General features: G+C 30.1%; 18 protein-coding genes and 1 riboswitch. Of the genes, 16 read left to right on the top strand and 2 right to left on the bottom strand.

Going from position 1 to position 20,457, the window contains the following annotated elements:
• Positions 1–45 precede the first annotated feature (45 nt).
• Positions 46–1,086 carry a phosphate/phosphite/phosphonate ABC transporter substrate-binding protein gene (locus J2Z71_RS04480; RefSeq protein WP_245311181.1) on the bottom strand — a complete coding sequence of 347 codons (1,041 nt, stop codon included), beginning with the start codon at positions 1,084–1,086 and terminating at the stop codon, positions 46–48.
• A 426-nt stretch (positions 1,087–1,512) separates the two neighbouring features.
• On the opposite strand from J2Z71_RS04480, the gene J2Z71_RS04475 reads away from it, so the two are divergent.
• The 16 genes from J2Z71_RS04475 to J2Z71_RS04400 all read left to right on the top strand — a co-directional run bounded on the left by J2Z71_RS04475 (position 1,513) and on the right by J2Z71_RS04400 (position 19,486).
• Positions 1,513–1,815, top strand: a complete 303-nt coding sequence (locus J2Z71_RS04475; protein WP_210060660.1) for an OadG family protein — start codon at positions 1,513–1,515, stop codon at positions 1,813–1,815.
• Between the two features lie 34 nt (positions 1,816–1,849).
• Positions 1,850–2,230 carry a biotin/lipoyl-containing protein gene (locus tag J2Z71_RS04470; protein ID WP_210060659.1) on the top strand — a complete coding sequence of 127 codons (381 nt, stop codon included), beginning with the start codon at positions 1,850–1,852 and terminating at the stop codon, positions 2,228–2,230.
• A gap of 100 nt (positions 2,231–2,330) precedes the next feature.
• On the top strand, positions 2,331–3,407 hold the full coding sequence (locus J2Z71_RS04465; RefSeq protein WP_210060735.1) for a sodium ion-translocating decarboxylase subunit beta: 1,077 nt from the start codon (positions 2,331–2,333) through the stop codon (positions 3,405–3,407).
• 134 nt (positions 3,408–3,541) lie between these two features.
• Positions 3,542–4,504: a glutaconate CoA-transferase subunit A gene (gctA, locus tag J2Z71_RS04460; RefSeq protein ID WP_210060658.1), complete on the top strand. Its 963-nt coding sequence runs from the start codon at positions 3,542–3,544 to the stop codon at positions 4,502–4,504.
• A gap of 1 nt (position 4,505) precedes the next feature.
• Positions 4,506–5,300, top strand: a complete 795-nt coding sequence (gene gctB, locus J2Z71_RS04455; RefSeq protein ID WP_210060657.1) for a glutaconate CoA-transferase subunit B — start codon at positions 4,506–4,508, stop codon at positions 5,298–5,300.
• A gap of 30 nt (positions 5,301–5,330) precedes the next feature.
• Entirely contained in the window at positions 5,331–7,091 is a 1,761-nt protein-coding gene (locus J2Z71_RS04450; protein WP_210060656.1) for an acyl-CoA carboxylase subunit beta, read from the top strand.
• Between the two features lie 243 nt (positions 7,092–7,334).
• Entirely contained in the window at positions 7,335–8,132 is a 798-nt protein-coding gene (gene hgdC / locus J2Z71_RS04445; RefSeq protein WP_245311180.1) for a (R)-2-hydroxyglutaryl-CoA dehydratase activase HgdC, read from the top strand.
• 27 nt (positions 8,133–8,159) lie between these two features.
• Positions 8,160–9,446 carry a 2-hydroxyacyl-CoA dehydratase subunit D gene (locus tag J2Z71_RS04440; protein ID WP_210060655.1) on the top strand — a complete coding sequence of 429 codons (1,287 nt, stop codon included), beginning with the start codon at positions 8,160–8,162 and terminating at the stop codon, positions 9,444–9,446.
• Positions 9,446–10,588 carry a 2-hydroxyacyl-CoA dehydratase subunit D gene (locus J2Z71_RS04435; protein WP_210060654.1) on the top strand — a complete coding sequence of 381 codons (1,143 nt, stop codon included), beginning with the start codon at positions 9,446–9,448 and terminating at the stop codon, positions 10,586–10,588. The genes J2Z71_RS04440 and J2Z71_RS04435 overlap by 1 nt, the downstream gene beginning before the upstream one ends.
• 92 nt (positions 10,589–10,680) lie before the next feature.
• Positions 10,681–11,304, top strand: a complete 624-nt coding sequence (locus J2Z71_RS04430; RefSeq protein WP_210060653.1) for a TetR/AcrR family transcriptional regulator — start codon at positions 10,681–10,683, stop codon at positions 11,302–11,304.
• A gap of 363 nt (positions 11,305–11,667) precedes the next feature.
• Positions 11,668–13,023: a sodium/glutamate symporter gene (locus J2Z71_RS04425; RefSeq protein ID WP_210060652.1), complete on the top strand. Its 1,356-nt coding sequence runs from the start codon at positions 11,668–11,670 to the stop codon at positions 13,021–13,023.
• Between the two features lie 81 nt (positions 13,024–13,104).
• Complete coding sequence (locus J2Z71_RS04420) at positions 13,105–14,187, top strand: NAD(P)-dependent oxidoreductase (protein ID WP_210060651.1); 1,083 nt, start codon at positions 13,105–13,107, stop codon at positions 14,185–14,187.
• 101 nt (positions 14,188–14,288) lie between these two features.
• Positions 14,289–15,224 carry an AEC family transporter gene (locus tag J2Z71_RS04415; protein WP_210060650.1) on the top strand — a complete coding sequence of 312 codons (936 nt, stop codon included), beginning with the start codon at positions 14,289–14,291 and terminating at the stop codon, positions 15,222–15,224.
• A 57-nt stretch (positions 15,225–15,281) separates the two neighbouring features.
• Positions 15,282–15,375: riboswitch (SAM riboswitch) on the top strand.
• 58 nt (positions 15,376–15,433) lie between these two features.
• Positions 15,434–16,603, top strand: a complete 1,170-nt coding sequence (metK, locus tag J2Z71_RS04410) for a methionine adenosyltransferase (protein ID WP_210060649.1) — start codon at positions 15,434–15,436, stop codon at positions 16,601–16,603.
• A gap of 77 nt (positions 16,604–16,680) precedes the next feature.
• Positions 16,681–18,870, top strand: a complete 2,190-nt coding sequence (recD2, locus tag J2Z71_RS04405) for an SF1B family DNA helicase RecD2 (protein ID WP_210060648.1) — start codon at positions 16,681–16,683, stop codon at positions 18,868–18,870.
• The gene (locus J2Z71_RS04400) at positions 18,863–19,486 is read left to right on the top strand and encodes a ComF family protein (protein ID WP_210060647.1); all 624 of its coding nucleotides are present in this window, start codon (positions 18,863–18,865) and stop codon (positions 19,484–19,486) included. The genes recD2 and J2Z71_RS04400 overlap by 8 nt, the downstream gene beginning before the upstream one ends.
• Here J2Z71_RS04400 and J2Z71_RS04395 read toward each other — a convergent pair.
• Positions 19,483–20,403 (bottom strand): YihY/virulence factor BrkB family protein, encoded by a 921-nt coding sequence (locus J2Z71_RS04395; protein WP_210060646.1) that lies wholly within the window; start codon positions 20,401–20,403, stop codon positions 19,483–19,485. The two genes, J2Z71_RS04400 and J2Z71_RS04395, sit on opposite strands and share 4 nt — an antisense overlap.
• Positions 20,404–20,457 lie beyond the last annotated feature (54 nt).

The raw sequence follows: 20,457 nt of genomic DNA, 5'->3' as shown, positions 1-20,457 counted from the left end.
GGAAAACCTAATCTTAGCTTAATTAATGTCATTTTTAAATTTTAATTAATTATTTTTAAGTTCTTTTAATAATTTTTGTGCTTCTCTTTCTGAATCGTAATCAGCAGAATCTGCTTCTTTATATCCATTGTGGTTATAAATGGCTATGATTTCTTTTCCTTCTTCAGAATTACCAATATTTATAAATGCATTTGAAAGAGCTTTTTTGAAGTCATCATTCATGATTTTTGAGTTTTTAGAAACTGAAATTGTATCATTGTAGATTTTATCTGATACGCCAATTACATTTGTTTCATCCCAAATAGATGCATTTCTTCCAAATTCATTTTTCCATTGGTCTTCATAGTCAAGACGAAGATCAGAATATCCAACTACAATATCAACTTGACCTGATGCAAGTCTAGCTGCAGCTGATGCATAAGAATCAGATTGTACAGTAGTAGCAAGATCAGTTATTCCCTTGTCAAAGTTATTTTGTAACCATATATATGGATAAATATATCCAGCTGGTGATGATGATCCCATTACAGACCATTTAGCAGAATTTAAATCTTCCCAAGTAAGTTTTTCGCCATTGTTTACTTTAGCTGAAAGTTCTTGGCCTTTTTCAGAAGGTCCTGCAATTATTAAAGTTCTGTAATATGTTGTTTGATCTTCAATAAATTTAGATGGTTTGTTTTCGTTCCAGAATTTTGGATCATCATTGTCAGTTGATAGAGCATTTCTTGTAGCTGTAAGAATTACATCAGCTCCATCATCATAAAGCACATAAGTACTTCCAGGAATAAATCCAACATCAACAGTTCCTGCTGCTAAAGCTTCTCCAGTTGATTCAAAACTAGTTCCTACTGAAATATCAATATTATTTACTTCAAAACCTTCATTAGATAATTCTTTTTTAAGAATTTCTTTAAGTGGTTCTGTTTGAGTAGTTATTTCTTTAGGGTCTCTTGAAGGAACAAATTGTACTTTTAAAGTTTCAATAGTATTATCTCCTTCAGCACTGCTTACATCTTTGTTGTTTCCACAGCCTACAAGTGTAGCTAATGCTAAAACGCAAGCTAGTAGAAAAGTTGTCTTTTTCATAAATACCTCCATAAATATATATTCATCTACATTATACATACAAAAAGACTAAAAACCTATAATAATATGGAAAAAACAGGGAAAAACTTTGGTAAATTACATAAATTTAAACATATATAATAGAAGATAAATAAAAAGTAGAAATTAAACGCTGGATTATATAAGTGAATTGAAAAGAAGTAGGTATTTAAAAAACAAAAAAGTATTTAAGTTAAATAGTTATTTAAATTACACTAATTTATTTAACTTTAGTTAGTTAAGTGTAAGTATTGATTTTTTCTATGAAATTTATATGAAAAATCATTTAAAAAACTGAATAATTTCCTATTCCATTATTGATATTGTAAAATATATTTGTTATAATAAACTTAATTGATGGAATTGATTTCATATAATGGAATATACATAAAAGGAGGGGTGTATTTTATGTTTGGAAAAGAAGTTATGACAAATAAGGAAGCACTTATGATTTCTTTAACAGGTTTATGTATTGTCTTTTTAACACTAATAGTAATAGCAATTATGATTAAACTTACTTCAGTAGTAGTAAATTCAATTACTAAAGGTGATAAGGAAGTAACACAAAAATCTCCGCAACAAGCAGCAGCACCAAGAGTAGAGAATAAGAAAGATGCAGCAGTAATAGCAGCTATTATTGCAGCAGTAAGTGAAGAAATGAAACTTCCAGTAGATAAATTTAAAATAGTATCTATTAAGGAAAAAAACTAAAAAATAGGTAAAATAAAGAAGGGATGAGATTTAAATGAAATATCAAGTTACAGTAGATGGAAAAGTTTATGAAGTAGAAGTAGAAAAAGTAGGAGCAGCACATAAATCATTATCAATGTCAGATTTTGGAATGGCACCAGCACAACCAGTTCAACCAGTACAACAAGCTCCAGTTCAACAAGCAGCACCAGCAGCATCAACAGGTGGAGAACAAGTTATGTCACCAATGCCAGGAAATATATTAAAAGTTAATGTTTCTGAAGGACAACAAGTAAATGCAGGAGATGTAATTTTAATTCTTGAAGCTATGAAGATGGAAAACGAAATTGTAGCATCATGTGCAGGAACTGTTTCAGTAAAAGTTAAAGCAGGAGATACAGTAGATACTGACCAACTTTTAGCAGAAATTAAATAGTTAAGAATTTTTAGGAGGCATTATTTTGAATATATTTTCAACAATATCAGGAATTTTAGCCGAATCAGGCTTCGCAAACCTGGGTTGGGAAAATTGTGTAATGTTTTTAATTTCTTTTATACTTATATATTTAGCGATTAAAAAGCAATTTGAACCACTACTTCTTCTACCAATTGCATTTGGTATGTTACTTGCTAACTTACCAATGGCTGGACTTATGGCAGAAGCAGCACCAGGAGAACCTTGGTATACACAAGGTGTTTTAAGAATAATATATGGTGGAGTTAAATCAAATCTATTCCCATGTTTAATATTTATGGGTGTAGGAACAATGACTGACTTTTCACCTTTAATAGCAAATCCAATTTCACTATTACTTGGATCAGCAGCACAACTTGGAATATATGTAGCATTTTTAGTTGCTAATGCAACAGGACTATTTACTCCAGGAGAATGTGCGGCAATCGGTATTATTGGTGGAGCTGATGGACCTACAGCAATTTATGTAGCAAATACATTAGCTAAAGATTTAGTAGCACCAATAGCAGTAGCAGCTTATTCATATATGGCGTTAATTCCAATGATACAACCACCAATTATGAAAGCTCTTACAACTAAAAAAGAAAGAGAAACTGTAATGGTTCCTCTAAGAAAAGTTTCAAAAGTAGAAAAAATAGTATTCCCAATAGTTGTTACACTTTTTGTAGCATTACTATTACCATCAGTAGCACCTCTTCTAGGAATGCTTATGCTAGGAAACTTATTTAAAGAATCAGGCGTAGTAGAAAGACTTACAGATACAGCTCAAAATGCACTAATGAATATTATTACAATTATGCTTGGAACAACTGTTGGAGCAACAGCAAATGGAGAAATCTTCTTAAGAGTTCAAACAATTGCAATTATTGCACTTGGACTATTTGCTTTTACAATGGCAACAACAGGTGGAGTTATATTTGGTAAAATTTTATACTACTTAACAGGTGGAAAAATAAACCCTCTAATAGGATCTGCAGGAGTTTCAGCTGTACCAATGGCAGCTCGTGTATCTCAAGTAGAAGGTAGAAAATATAATCCAACAAACTTTTTATTAATGCATGCAATGGGACCAAACGTTGCAGGTGTTATAGGATCTGCAGTAGCAGCTGGAGTATTCTTACTAGTTTTTGGAGCTTAGTGTAGTAGGAGCAACTAGTTTGGTTGTTCCTTATCTATATTTAAAAAGTTAATTAATATTTTAGTATATAATATAGAAAAGTTTTAATTAAGAAATTATAAAATGTTTTATTAAAAACGAGGAGGTATTTTACATTGAGTAAAATTTATAATCTTAAAGATGCTGTTGCAAAATTTGTAGAAGACGGCGATACTATATCCTTTGGTGGATTTACAACAAATAGAAAACCTTATGCAGCAGTTTACGAAATTATTCGTCAAGGCAAAAAAGACTTTATAGCAGAAGCAGGACCAGCTGGTGGAGATTGGGATATGATGATAGGCGAAAACAGAGTTAAAGCTTACATTAACTGTTATACAGCAAACTCAGGATTCACAAATGTATCAAGAAGATTTAGAAAATCAATTGAAGCTGGAGAACTTCTATATGAAGATTATTCACAAGATGTTGAAATGCTAAGACTTCATGCAGCATCACTAGGACTTCCATTTTTACCAGTAAAATTAATGATGGGAACAGGACTTACAGATTTCTGGGGAATTTCTAAAGAAGAAAGACAAAAAATAGATAAACTTCCAAATGACAAATTTGTTGAAATGGAAAACCCATTTGTACCTGGAGATAAAGTAATAGCTTGTCCAGTTCCTGTATTAGATACAGCAATAATTCACGTTCAAGTGGCATCACCTGATGGAACTTGTAGAATTATTGGAGATGAATTCCATGATGTTGATATTGCAGTAGCAGCTAGAAAAGTTATTGTTACTTGTGAAGAACTTGTAAGTAATGAAGAAATTAGACTTGATCCTACTCAAAACTCAATTCCAGGATTTTGTGTTGATGCAGTAGTTCATGCACCATATGGAGCTCATCCATCACAATGTTATGACTATTATGATTATGATTCAGCATTTTATAAAATGTATAATGTAGAATCTAAAGCAGATGAAGACTACAATGCATTTATGAAAGAATGGGTTTATGACATTGCGGATCATGAAGAATATTTAAATAAACTTGGAGCAATGAGATTAATTAACCTAAAATCAGTACCAGGATTTGGATATGCAACAAATGTCCTTAAGGAGGTTAAATAATATGGCTAGATATGATAATTATACAAATAAAGAAATGCAAGCAGTAACAATTGCAAAACAAATTAAAGATGACAATATAGTAATAGTAGGAACAGGTCTTCCTCTAATAGGTGCATCTCTTGCAAAAAAACACTTTGCACCAGATTGTAATCTAATAGTTGAAAGTGGACTTATGGATTGTGATCCAATAGAAGTTCCAAGATCAGTTGGAGATAATAGATTTATGGCTCACTGTGCTGTACAATGGCCAAATATTAGATTTATTGGTTTTGAAGCATGTGAATGGTTACACAATAAAGAAAGAATGATCGCATTTATTGGTGGAGCTCAAATCGATCCATACGGAAATGTAAACTCAACTGTAATTGGAGATTATAATAATCCAAAGACAAGATTTACAGGATCAGGTGGAGCAAATGGTATTGCTTCTTATGTAAATACTATTATTATGATGCAACATGAAAAAAGAAGATTTATGGAACAAGTTGACTACATTACATCACCAGGATGGATGGACGGACCTGGAGGACGTACTAAAGCAGGTATTCCAGAAAATGTTGGACCACAAATGGTAGTAACTGATAGAGGTATTTTAAAATTCGATGAAGATACTAAAAAAATGTATCTTGCTGGATATTATCCATCATCATCACCAGAAGATGTTCTAGAAAATACTGGATTTGATCTAGATGTTTCAAGAGCAGTACTTCTTGAAGAACCTGATGAAATGGTAATTAAAATGATTCGTGAAGAAATTGATCCAGGTGAAGCATTTATTAAAGTGCCAAGAGATTAATTTTAGATATAAATAAGGAGAAATAATATTATGGGTCTATATTCAATGAACTCATATTTTAAAAATATGGGTCAAATAGGTAGTCCTTTAAAGGCTACTGATCAAGAAAACTTTAAGGCAGTTAGAGAAGTTGAAGAAGAAATAATGAAACATGTAGAAGAGGTTCTTCAAGCAGGAAAAGCTGATGATGCTATAAATGCTAAAGGAGAGATGACTGCTCTTCAAAGAATAGCTGAACTTATTGATGAGGGAACATGGTGTCCATTAAATACTATTTATAATCCAGAAGGAAATAAACATGGATCTACTGGTATTGTAAAGGGACTTGGAAGAGTAAATGGCAAGTGGACAATGATTATTGCATCTGATAACAAAAAACTTGCTGGTGCTTGGATTGCAGGACAAGCTGATGATCTTTTAAGAGGATCAGATACTGCAAAAAGACTTGGAATACCTCTTGTATATATTCTAAACTGTTCAGGTGTAAAACTTGATGAACAAGAAAAAGTATATGCAAATAGACGTGGAGGAGGTACTCCATTTTATAGAAATGCACAACTTAACCAACTTGGAGTTCCAGTAGTAGTAGGAATTTATGGAACTAACCCTGCTGGTGGTGGATATCACTCAATTTCACCAACTGTTTTAATTGCTCATAAAGATGCAAATATGGCAGTAGGTGGAGCAGGAATCTTAGGTGGTATGAATCCAAAAGGATTTATAGATGATGAATCAGCTAATCAAATTGCTGATATGACTATGAATCAAAAGAAAGTTGCAGCTCCAGGATCAGTTGGAGTTCACTTTGCACAAACTGGATTTATGAGAGAAGTTTATGTTGAAGAAGAAGGCGTAATTGAAGGTATTAAAAAATATGTTGATATGCTTCCAAGTTATGATCTTGACTTCTTTAGAGTAGATGATCCAAAAATGCCAGCATATGACCAAAATGATATGTATTCAATAGTTCCAATGAATCCTAAAAAAACTTATGACATTTATGATGTTATTTCAAGACTTTTTGATGGTTCAGAATTTATGGAATATAAAAAAGGATATGGACCTGAAATTGTAGCAGGAATTGCTAAAGTTGATGGACTTCCAGTAGGAGTTGTAGCTAATACTCAAGGACTACTTTTAAATTATCCTGAATATAAAGAAAAAAGTGTTGGTATAGGTGGAAAACTATATAGACAAGGTTTAATTAAAATGAATGAATTTGTAACACTTTGTTCAAGAGATAGACTTCCAATTATTTGGATTCAAGATACAACAGGTATTGATGTAGGAGATGAAGCAGAAAGAGCTGAACTTCTAGGTCTTGGACAATCACTTATATATTCAATTCAAAAATCAGATCTTCCACAATTTGAAATTACACTAAGAAAAGGAACAGCTGCTGCTCACTATGTACTTGGTGGACCTCAAGGAAATGATACAAATGTATTTTCTGTAGGAACAGCTGCAACTGAAATTAATGTAATGAATGGAGAAACTGCTGCTAATGCAATGTACTCAAGAAGACTTGCAAAAGACAAAAAATCAGGAGCAGATCTTCAACCTACAATTGATAAAATGAATAAACTTATAAATGAATATGTTGAAAAATCAAAACCAATATATTGTGCTGTTCATGGACTTGTAGATGAAATTGTAAATATGAATATGTTAAGACATTATATAGTTGCATTTGCAGATAGTGCTTATCAAAATCCTAAATCAATTTGCCCAGTACATCAAATGCTTTTACCAAGATGTATTAGAGATTATGATAATCTATATAATAAATAAAAACTATTAGATAAAGGGGCAGAAAAAACTGCTCCTTTTTATAAGGATTTTTAAGAAAAATAAAAGTATTTATTATAAATAATTAGTTGTTTATAAGTAAATTTACCATTTAAGTAAATTAACGCTATATCTGATAATAGCAAGAGATTAGGGACTTTTACATTTTGACAAAAAATATAATAAAGAGTACAATAAAATTGGATTTAGAATATTAGATAAAATATGTATAGAAGAGGAGAAAACATGGGTGATTCTGTGTACACATTAGGAATTGATATAGGTTCAACAGCTTCTAAATGTGTCATTTTAAAAGATGGAAAAGATATAGTTGGAAAAGCAGTAGTAGAAGTAGGAGCAGGTACAACTGGTCCGAAAAGAGCAATTGAAGCAGTAATGAAAGATGCTAATCTAACTGAAGATGATATTAACTATACACTGGCAACTGGATATGGTAGAAACTCTATGGAAAGAGCAAACTTCCAAATGTCAGAATTATCATGTCATGCAAAGGGAGCTTATTTCTTGTTTCCAAATGTTCATACAGTAATAGATATAGGTGGACAAGATGCGAAAGTTTTAAAAATAGGTACTAATGGTATCTTAGAAAACTTTGTAATGAATGATAAATGTGCAGCAGGTACAGGAAGATTTTTAGATGTAATGTCTAGAGTGCTTGAGGTTGAAGTAGATGATCTTGGAAAACTTCATTTTGAATCTACTAAAAAAATAAATATTTCTTCAACATGTACAGTATTTGCAGAGTCTGAGGTTGTGTCTCAACTTGCTCAAAGTACTGATAAAAGAGATATTATCAATGGTATTCACAGAGCTGTAGCAGCTCGTGCTGGAGGCCTTGCTAAGAGAATTGGACTTGTAGATGATATTGTAATGACTGGTGGAGTTGCGCAAAATGCAGGAATAGTTGATTCTCTTGAAAAAGAACTTGGACATAAGGTTTTAACTAGTCCTCTTGCTCAATATAATGGAGCATTAGGTGCTGCAATATTTGCATATCAAAAATATAGTAAAAATAATAAATAAGTGGTATATTTGTGAAAGGGGAGCCAAATGAGTGAAGAAAAAATAGTAACTGAACTTCCAGTTGCAGAAAAAAGAGAAGAGAAAAAACCTAAAGTACAAGAAGCTAAAAAGAAACTTAGAGCAGTTGTAGATATGGTTTATAGACAAGCTTGGGAAGCAAAAGAAAAAGGTGAACCAGTAGGTTGGTCATCATCAAAATTCCCAATGGAACTTGCTGAAACTTTTGATTTAAGAGTAGTTTATCCTGAAAATCAAGCAGCAGCAATTGCAGCTAAAAAAGGTGGACAAAGACTTTGTGAACATGCTGAAGGATTAGGATATGACAATGATATATGTGGATATGAGAGAATTTCATTAGCTTATGCAGATGGTGCAGATTCTGATGAAAAACCTATGCCACAACCAGATTTCATGTTATGTTGTAACAACATTTGTAATACTATGACTGTATGGTATCAAAATATTGCAAGAATGCATGATATTCCATTAGTTATGATAGATGTTCCATTTAACAACACAGAAGAAACTACACAAGAACAAGTAGATTATATGAAAGCACAATTCTGGGATGCAATTTCACAACTTGAAGAAATTTCTGGAAAGAAATTTGATCAAGAGAAATTTGACCAAGCATGTGCTAATGCAAATAGATCAGCTAAAGGTTGGTTAAAGGTTTGTTCATACTTACAATACAAACCATCACCAATGGCTGGATTTGATATGTTCAACCATATGGCAGATATTGTAACTGCAAGATGTAAACCTGAAACAGGAATTGCTTTTGAAGAACTTGCAGAAGAACTTGAACAACAAGTTAAAGACGGAACTTCAACATGGTCATATGATGAAAACTATAGAATTATGTTTGAAGGTATTCCATGTTGGCCAGTACTTCGTACACTATTTGAGCCACTAAAAGCTCGTGGAATGAATACTGTTGCTGTTGTTTATGGTCCAGCATTTGGATTTGTTTACAACAATATCGATGAAATGGCTAGAGCATATTGTAAAGCTCCAAACTCAGTTTGTCTTGAAACAGGAGTAAAATGGAGAGAAGACCTTTGCCGTGAAAACCAAGTAGATGGTATCTTAGTTCATTACAATAGATCATGTAAACCATGGTCAGGATATATGCCTGAAATGGAAAGACGTTGGAGAAAAAACCTTGGAATTCCAGTGGTATCCTTTGATGGAGATCAAGCTGACCCAAGAAACTTCTCAGAAGAACAATACAGAACTAGAGTAGATGGATTATTTGAAATCATGGAAGAAGAAAGACTTAGAAAAGAAGCTGCAAAGGATGGTGCTAACTAATGAGTAGAATTAATGAAATATTAGAACAATTAGATCACATTTCCCAAAATCCTAAAGAGCAGTTAGACAAATTCATAGAAGAAGGAAAAAAAGTAATAGGAGTATTCCCTTATTATGTTCCTGAAGAATTAGTTGTTGCTTGTGGAATGGTTCCAATGGGAGTTTGGGGAGGAGCAAAAGAAATTAATAAAGCAAAAGAATATTTTGCAAGTTATTATTGTACAATTGCTCAAATGAATTTAGAACTTGGACTTAATGGAACACTTGATAGACTTAGTGGAGTTATTGTAACTACAATGTGTGATACATTAAGACCACTATCTCAAAACTTTAGAGTAGGAGTTCCACAAATTCCATTTATCTATTTAGCACATCCACAAAATAGAAAAAAAGAATTTGGTATAAAATACTCAGAACAAGTATTTACAAGAGTATTAAATGAACTTGAAGAAATATCAGGCAAAAAAGCAACTGAAGAAGATCTTTTAAAAGCATTTGAAATTTATAATGCAAATAGACAAGAAAAAAGAAGATTCTCAAAACTTGCTGCTTTACATCCTGAAGTAATTTCTGCTACACTTAGAAGTGCAGTATTTAAAAGTTCTTACTTTATGGAAAAAGAAGAGCATACTGCTTTATTAAAAGAACTAAATAATGAACTTGAAAAATTAGAAGTTGTTGAATGGACAGGAACTAAAGTTATGACTTCAGGAATTCTATGTGATTCAAGAAAACTTCTAAAAATATTTGACGATAATAAAGTTGCAATAGTAGCAGATGATGTTGCTCATGAGTCAAGAACTATTAAAGTGGATATTGACATGGAAATTGCTAAGAAAAACCCTATGGAAGGCCTTGCTACTTGGTTTGCAAATTGTGATGATGATGTACTTTTATATGATCCTACAATTTATAGTAGACCAAGAAATGTAGCTAAACTTGCTAAGGAATCTGGAGCAGATGGAGCAGTAATTGTAATGATGCAATTCTGTGACCCTGAAGAAGTTGAATACCCACATTTAAAAGAAGCATTAGATAATGAGAGTATCCCAAGTATCAAACTAGGATATGATCAACAAATGGTTGACTTTGGTCAAGCTGAAACTCAAATACAAGCATTTACTGATGTAATGAGTTTATAATATTTGAGACTATTGTATTTAGTTATGAAAAGCACTCCTTAAAGGGAAGTGCTTTTTGTACTAAGTATATAAGGATAAAATAGGGAGTTATTATGAATAAATCTATTGATTATGAAAACCTTTCAAAAAAGGAAATAAACAAAATAAAGAAGAGAAAAAGACTAATTGAAAGTGCTTATAATTGTTTTTTAGAAAAAGGTTTTGAAAAGACAACTATAGGTGATATTACAGAAGGTGCAGGAGTAGCAAAGGGAACGTTTTATTTATACTTTAAAGACAAAACACAAATTCAAAATGTAGTTACTTTATATAAAAGTTATGGAGTAATACAACAAAGTTTAAAAATAAGTAGAGAAAAAAACATAGAAGATAAAACTGAAGAATTCATTTACTTTTTAAATGAAATAATTAATTACTTAGAAAAAAATACTCAAATGTTAAAGACTATTTACAAAAATTTATCAAAGGGTATTTTTAATACAATATTAAATCAGGAAGGTTATGAACAAGAAAGACAATCAGTAGATAAAATAGTTGAAGAATTTGGAAGTTCATTTAAACATGCAATAGACCCTAGTGAATCCAAACAAACTTTATTTATAATTCTTGAGATGGTTGGAGCAGTTTGTTATAACTCTATTATTATTAATGAACCTTGTAGTATAGATGAAATGAAACCGATACTTTTTAAATGTATTAAAAAAATTTTAAGTTAATCCCAAGGATCCTTGGGATTTTTTGTTTTAAAATTTTTCGGAAAACAAAAAAATATAATTATAAACACCTAAAAGGTGTTTTTTTTATTTTTTAAATAATAGAACCTTTGAATAAGAAAAATGAGATTTTAGAAGTATTGAAATCGTTTATATATAAATAATAATTATAAAAAAATTGTATAATAGACTACTTTATTAATATTGACTTTTAGTGTGATAAATAGTAAGATAATAACAGATTCCAAATAGTAGAATCGATTCTATTATTTTGGATTGTGGAACTTGAAAACGTTACATATAAAACTGAAAGGGGGTCAGTTATATTTTTTAAGTTCAAAACTAAATAAATTAAGGAGATGGATTATGCAATTTACATTATGGGATATCTTACAAGATATTGCGATTTTAGGATTTTTAATGATAATTGGTCAATTTTTAAGAGCAAAAGTAAAGTTATTACAAAACTTACTTATGCCAGCGTCTTTGATAGGTGGATTTTTAGGGCTTATTTTAGGACCAAGTGTATTAAATATTTTACCTTTTTCTAGTCAACTTCCTGCATATGCTGGAATATTAATAGCGATAGTTTTTGCTTGTACGCCAATAGGAGACGATCCTATAACTAAAGAAGAAATGAAGGGAATAGGTGGATTTTTCTACCAAAATACAGGAATATTAATTCTTCAATATGCATTTGGAATGGTGTTATCTTTAGGACTTTTAAATAAATTTTGGGATTTACATGATTCTTTTGGTCTTATACTTGCGACAGGATATTATGGAGGACATGGTACAGCTGTTGCAGTAGGAGATATGTTTAAAGATATGGGTTATAATGAATTTTTTGACCTAGGAAATACTTCTGCTACTATTGGACTTATTGGTGGAATACTTATTGGAATTGCAATAATAAACTGGGGAACTCGTAAAAAATATACAAACTATGTAAGTTCACCTGAAGAACTGCCAGAAGAAATTAAAAAAGGTATTATTCCAAAAGAAAAACAAAAACCAGCTGGAAAAATTACAGTTTCAAATATGACAATAGACCCACTAGTTTTCCATTTATCAATTGCATTAATAGCAGCTTATGCAGGTAAACTAGCATCTAAATTTATAAATAGTAAAATTAGTTGGTTACAAATTCCAGTGTTTGTTTTAGCACTTGCATTTGGATATGTAATTCAATTTATTTTAAGAAAAACTAAAACTGATCAATATGTAGACAGACAAACGATGCAAAGAATAAGTGGATCTGCAACCGATTTACTTGTTATATCAGCAATAGCTTCTTTAAATCTAGGAGTTATAAAAGATAATTTTGCACCTCTTGCAATCACATTTGTATTAGGATTTGCATTAAATGTTGGTTGGTTCTTATTAGTAAGTAAATATTCTTCATCTAAAGATTGGTTTGAAAGAGGAATTATGAACTTTGGACGTTCAAATGGTGTTGTAGCTACAGGAGTTTTATTAAACCGTGTAGTTGATCCTGATCAAAAATCAAGAGGACTTGAAGATACTGGTATAACAGACCTTATGAATAGACCAATTGCAATCGCTTTACAAGTGTTACCCCCACTATTTATAGGAATGGGAGGAAGATATCCTCTATATACAACACTTGCAATGTGTGCAGCATTTATAGTTCTTACAATACTAGCACTTGTATTTAAATGGTGGACACCAGGTAAAATGCAAGGTAATCAAAAAAAATAGAATAAGTTATAATAACAAATTATTAAATAATAATAAGAATTAAAAGATTAAATTATTAGGGAAGTAGAAAGGAAGATAAGCATGAAATACGATGTAATGCACTTTGAAGCACTTGGAGCAGAATCAACTCATTTAGAGGAAGAAACAAATAAACTAATTGAGGCAGGAAAGTTAGATAAAGATATAAAATATGTTATAACACCTTTAACAGTTCAAGAATATTTAGAAGAAAATAAAGATATTGAACTTCCAGATATTATAAGTACAAAAACACATTCAAGATTACCAGAAGACTATATAAATTCAGGTAATAAAAAAAGTGTTATAACAAGAAGTGCTGGATATGATCATTACGAAGATTTAGCAGATAAAGTAAATATAGCATCTCTTAGAGAATACTGTATAAATGCAGTAGCTCAAACAGCAATTAAATTTGTATATGCTACTTGTGGTGAATTTAACGAATATATCAGAAATACTGCTGTATTTGAAAGAAATAAGACTTCATCATTTATGGAGCTTAATGAAAATAGAGTGGCAACAGTTTATGGCGTTGGAAAAATAGGTAAAAGAACTTATGACTTATTACAAGCTAATGGTCTAACAACACAAGCTGTAGATATACGTGCAGAAGAATTAAAAGAGCTTGATGAATATAAGAATGTAACATTTATATCTAAAGAAGAAGCTATAAAAAATAGTGATATTCTTGTAAATGTTATGAACTTAACTAAGATTGAGGATAGTAGATTTTATAATATGAACTATTTCAATGAAGAATATTTATCAAAAGCAAAAGAAGGAATAATGTTCATCAATGTAACTAGAGGTGAAATAGCTCCTGAAGCAGTAATTTTAGACTTATATAAATCTGGAAAAATTAGAGGAATTGGTCTAGATGTATTTAGTAATGAAGCAATTTTAACTGACTATCTAAGAAAAAATGATTTCACTGGATGTGAAAATAAAGATATCTTAGCTAGTAAAGAAATAATAGAATGTTCAATAGATAAAAGCGAAAACTTTTATGTACAAGCACATCAAGGATTTAACTCTGATTGTGCAGCTGTAGATAAAGCGCATGAAGCTATGATGCATGTTGCTTATTGGTATTCTAATAATAAAAAAGGATTTGCAGAACAACTACCTTATTATGAAGGATAATTAATTAATAAAAAAATCTCTTTAATATTAAAGAGATTTTTTTATTTTATTTATGGATTTTATATTATACAATATATATTATCTATTGAGGAGGTAATATATTGGAAAATTTAATAATGGGTTTTAATTTGATATTTCCTGTATTTTTTATAATAATACTTGCATATATTTTAAAGAAAATAAATATTATAGATGATTCTTTTATTGCGACAAGTACGAAATTTGTGTTTTATATAGTTCTTCCTATTAAATTATTTTTTGATATTAAAAATTCAGAGTCAAGGGGATTTGATTTTAAATATGTAATTTATTTATTAGTAGTAATATTAGTTGCGTTTTTTTTATCATGGGCATTAGGAAGGATTTTGATTAAGGAAAACACTAAATTATCTGCTTTTGTGCATTGTTCTTTTAGATCGAATTTTGTATTTATAGGAATTCCTGTAATAGAGGCAATAATGGGAAATCTTCCAATGGATTCTGTAATAGCAGCTATGATTTTTGGACCTACACTTTATAATATATTAGCTACATTTATACTTACATATTATGGAGATGGAAAGTTAAGTATTTCAAGTTTTATAATAAAAGTTTTAAAAAATCCAATGATAATTGGAACTTTACTTGGACTTTTTGCTAAGTTTATAAATCTTCCTATATATTCAGGTATTGAAGATGGTGCAATTATGCTTTCTAAATTATGTACTCCACTTTCACTTATTTTAATTGGGGGATCACTAGATTTTTCAGCTGGAAGAGAAGATTTAGGTATTGTTTTAACATCTTCTATTATAAAAGATGCACTAATTGCATTAATTGCAATTCCTATTGGAGTTATGCTTGATTTTACTTCTTCTCAATTAGTAGTTGCTTTTGTATTTTTTGCAAGTCCTTGTGCTGTAAATTGTTTTATAATGGGAAAACAAATGGGCTCAGATGCAAAGCTTACATCAAAGATAGTAACTATGAGTTTTGCGCTAAGTATTATTACTTATTCTATTGGAATTAGCCTTTTGAAAAGTAGAGGGATATTATAAAGATTCCTTTACTTTTTAAGTTCTTAATGATATACTAAATGCACAATTTAATATTTAACCTTATTAAGAGTGGTGGAGTGAATGGGCACGATGAAACCCGGCAACCTTTAAGTGGTGCCAAATCCCACAGAGTAAATCTGGAAGATGAGGTCCTTTTTTTATTACCTTATTCCTCTAGATGAGGTTTTTTTTATTTTAGGAGGTAAAAGATGAACAAATGGTTATTTACATCAGAATCAGTAACTGAAGGTCACCCTGACAAGGTATGTGATCAAATCTCAGATGCGATTTTAGATGCGATTTTAGAAAAAGATGAAAATGCAAGAGTTGCTTGTGAAACACTTGCAACTACTGGACTTATTTTAATTACAGGAGAAATATCAACAAATGCTTATGTTGATTTCACACATATTGTAAGAGAAACTCTTAGAGAAATTGGATATGATAGAGCTAAATATGGTTTTGACTGTGAAACTTGCTCTGTATTAAGTGCAATTAAAGAACAAAGCCCTGATATTGCAATGGGCGTTGATAGATATAAAGAAGAAGGTATTGATGAATATGATGCTTTTGGTGCTGGAGACCAAGGTATGATGTTTGGATATGCTTGTAATGAAACTAAGGAGTTAATGCCACTTCCAATATCACTTGCACATAAGATGTCAAAAAGACTTAGTGATATAAGAAAGTATGAAGGTTATGATTATCTTCGTCCTGATGGCAAGACTCAAGTAACTGTTGAATATGTAGATGGAGTTCCATCTAGAATTGAAAATGTAGTTGTATCAACTCAACATGATGAGGATATAGATATTGAGACAATTAGAAAAGATATTATTCAAGAAGTTATAGAAAAAATAGTTCCACAAAATATGATTGATGAAAACACAAAGTATTATGTAAATCCAACTGGTAGATTTGTTATGGGAGGACCTATGGCAGATGCAGGTCTTACTGGTAGAAAAATCATAGTAGATACTTATGGTGGATATGCAAGACATGGTGGAGGAGCTTTTTCTGGAAAAGATGCTACAAAGGTAGATAGATCTGCTGCTTATTATGCAAGATATATTGCTAAAAACTTAGTAGCTGCAGGAATTGCAGACAAATGTGAAATTGGACTTGCCTATGCAATTGGAGTTGCAAGACCTACTTCTGTATATGTAGAAACTTTTGGAACTGGAAAGTTATCAGACAATGAAATTGAAGAAATAGTAATGAAAGAGTTTGATGCAAGACCAGCTGCAATTATTAAAGAATTAGATCTTAGAAAACCAGTATTTAAACAAACTGCAAGTTATGGACATTTTGGTAGAGATGATCTAAATCTAAAATGGGAAGAAACTAATAAGGCTAATGATTTAAAAAAATATTTATAATATAAGAAAGTCCCTTAATTTAAAGGGGCTTTTTATTTTTGTATATACTTATGATAAAATATCCATAAGGAGTAATTATGATAAAAATAACTGGTGTTGTAGATAAAATTATATTTAGAAATGATGAAAATGGATATACTGTTGCAAAGTTTATTTCTGATGGCGATGATTTAACTATTGTTGGAAATTGTCTTGAACTTAAAACTTCTATGGACTATGAACTTAGTGGAGATTTTACCTTTCATAAAAAATTTGGGGAACAATTTGAATTTTTAGAAATTGAAAAAATTCTTCCAAAATCTGAAGAGGGGATTATTAAATATTTATCTAGTGGAATAATTCCTTTTATTGGAGAAAAAACTGCAAAAAAAATTGTAGATGAATTTAAGGAAGATACTTTAAAAATCATTGAAGAAGATACAGATAAACTTTTAAGAATAGAGGGTATTGGAAAGGGAAAACTTAAGAAAATCAAAGAGTCCTTAGCTGATGGAAAAGAGCTTCGTGATTTAATGGTATTTTTAAATAAATATGACCTTGGAACTAATCTTGCACTTAAAATCTATAAGGAGTATGAAAATAATTCCATAGATATAATTACGAAGAATCCCTATAAACTTGCTGAAGATATACAGGGAATAGGATTTAAAAAAGCAGATCAAATAGCTTCAATGATGGGGCTTGATTTTAATTCAAGTTTTAGAAAGCAATCTGCTCTTAAATATACTTTGTCCTCAGCTGCTGGGGAAGGGCATAGTTTTTTGCCTAAGGATGAGCTTATAAAAAAGACTAAGATGCTTATTAATATTAATGAAGAGGAACTTGAGCCTGAAATATTAAGTCTTTCTATTGATGATAAGTTTTATATTGAAAAGAAAAATGATGAGATAAATTGTTATTATGCACCACTTTTAAGAGCTGAAAATTATATAGCAGGAAAATTAAAGGAAGCTTCTAAAATTACTTATAGTGAAAATATTGATGTGGAAAAATATTTAGATGAAATTGAAAATAAACAAGATATAAAATTTGCAAAAAATCAAAGACTTGCAGTTAGTGAATCTTTAAATAATGCCTGTCTTATTATTACTGGAGGTCCAGGAACTGGTAAGACTACAACTTTAAAGGCTATAATTGATGTATTTGAAAAGCTTGAAAAGAAAATTTATCTTGCAGCTCCAACAGGTCGTGCTGCTAAGAGAATGAAAGAGGCAACGGGAAGAGATGCTTCTACAATTCATAAATTACTAGATTTATCCTTTTCTGATGATGAGAGAATTAATTATGGCTATGAAGAGGAGTCTGTTCTTGATTGTGATATTTTAATTGTAGATGAGATGAGTATGGTAGATTTAATTTTAATGGAGACATTACTTAGATCTATAAAGCGTGGTACAAGACTTATTTTAGTTGGAGATAAGGATCAGCTTCCTTCTGTTGGTGCAGGAAATGTATTGTCTGATTTAATAGAGTCTAAAAGAATTAAAACTGTAAATTTAGATGAAATATTTAGACAATCTGATTCTTCTATGATTATTAAAAATGCCCATTTAATAAATAAAGGACAAAGGCCAGAATTTGTAAAGGATAGTGATTTTTTCTTTATTACAGAAAGTAATGAGGCTAAAACTTTAGAAATAATAACTGATCTTGTAAATAGACGACTTCCTGGATATTATGGTTTTTCGCCAAAGGATATTCAAGTGCTTTCTCCTATGAGAAGAGGAGTAGTTGGAGTAAATAATTTAAATAAAAACCTGCAAAAGAAATTAAATCCTAAAAATAGAGAGATAAAAGTTGCCGATACTATATTTAGATTAAATGATAAAGTAATGCAAATTAAAAATAATTATAATTTAGAATATAAAATTGAAAATGAATTCTATAAGGAAGAGGGAGAGGGAGTTTTCAATGGAGATATTGGATATATTATTGAAGTTGATGAAGAGGAAAGAGAATTAGTTGTTCTTTATGATGATGTGAAAAAAGTAAAGTACAAATATGAAGATTTAGATGAGCTTACACTTTCTTATGCATCAACTATTCATAAATCTCAAGGATCAGAGTTTAAGGTAGTTTTAATTCCAATTACTTATGCTCCTTATATACTTCTTACTAGAAATCTAATTTACACTGCTATAACTCGTGCTAAGGAGCTTGTAGTACTAGTTGGAGAGTATAGGTATTTAGATATTATGATTAAAAATAATAGGATTTCTAAAAGGTATTCTAATTTATGTGAAAAGCTAAGGGAGGACAATGTTTAGAGATATTAATATTTATGAAAAGAAGTGTTTAATCTGTAATAATAAAGAGATTTATAAATTTAAAATATGTAGAGATTGTTATGATAATTTGTCCTTTAAAGAGGGATATCACTATGATTTTAAATATTTAGATGAATTATATATTGTTCTTAATTATAATAAATTTTTAAAGTCTGAAATTTGGGATTATAAATATAGGGAAAAGACTTATTTGTATGAATTTTTTGGGGAGATTTTAATAAGTGAGATTTTTAAATATAGATTAAATAAAAAGTATGATTTTATAACATTTATTCCCTTAAGTACTTTGACTTTAAAGGAAAGAGGATATAATCAATCAAGGCTAATGGCTGAATATATATGTGATAATACATTGATGGAATTTAGGGATATTTTATATAAAAATAGAAATAATAAAAGACAGGCAAATCTAAGTAGAAAAGAAAGATATGAAAATGTTAAAGATATATTTGTAGCAAATTCTAGTTTAAAAGACAAAAGTATATTAGTAGTAGATGATGTAATTACTACAGGTTATACATTAGATTTTGCAGCAAAGGCTCTTAAGGAAAAAGGAGCAAAAAAAGTAGCTGCCATAGTAGCAGCTAAAAATTAATTTAAGATTTTTTTGATTATAGATTCTTCACGAGGCCAATAATTGTTATTTTTAGTCATTTCCATAGAAAATATAATTGCATTTACTTCTCCACCAAGAAGTATTATTAAGCTCATAAGCCATAACCAAACAAGAAGAATAATCATACCTCCAATAGATCCATATGTTACAGAGTAGTTTCCAAAATTCCCTACATAAAAAGAAAAAAGCTTAGTTACAACAATAGTTCCAATAGTTGCAAAAAGTGCTCCTGGGATTATTGTCTTAAGTTTTAGTTTATTTCTATAATTATAACTAGGGCTATATTTGTATAAAAGTGCAAAAGTTACAATCATATAGGATATTGGAACTGCAAAGTTTAAAATTCTAAAAAGAGATTGTGTTTTTTCTTCAAAACCTATGTAATAAACTAGAGTTTTTAGAATTAGCTTTCCAAAGACCTGTGTCAAAAGAAGAAGGATAATCATAAATGCAAGAGAGATAGTAAAACCAAGTGAAATTAAACTTATTTTAATATATCCTCTTTTTTCTTCAAAGCCATAGGCACGATTTATATTTCTTATTAATTGTTTTATTCCCTTAGAAGCAGACCAAAAACCTAAAATAACAGAAAAAGATAATAATTCTCCAGATGATGTAAGAGAAATTTCATTTAAAAAATTAGTTACAATTGTAGAGATTTCATTAGGTAAAAATACAATGAGTTCCATAATTGACTCTGAACTTAAAACATCTGTAAAATTTAAAATATTTAATAAAGCTATTAGGAAGGGAAATACTGAAAGTATTATAAAATACACAAGGCTTCCACTTACACTAATAAGTTGATGATCTGTAAATCTATATAGTAATTTGTCAAAAAAGACAATTAATTTATTATTTTTATTTTGATTTAAAAAATTTTTTATTTTTTTCAATAGGCTAACACCTCAAATAAAATTATACCATATATTAAAAAAATGTATATATTG

This window comes from Peptoniphilus stercorisuis (genome assembly GCF_017874395.1).
Taxonomy (GTDB): domain Bacteria; phylum Bacillota; class Clostridia; order Tissierellales; family Peptoniphilaceae; genus Anaerosphaera; species Anaerosphaera stercorisuis.
The sequence above is the reverse complement of the archived record's forward strand: the minus strand, read 5'-3'. Positions and strand labels throughout refer to the sequence as shown.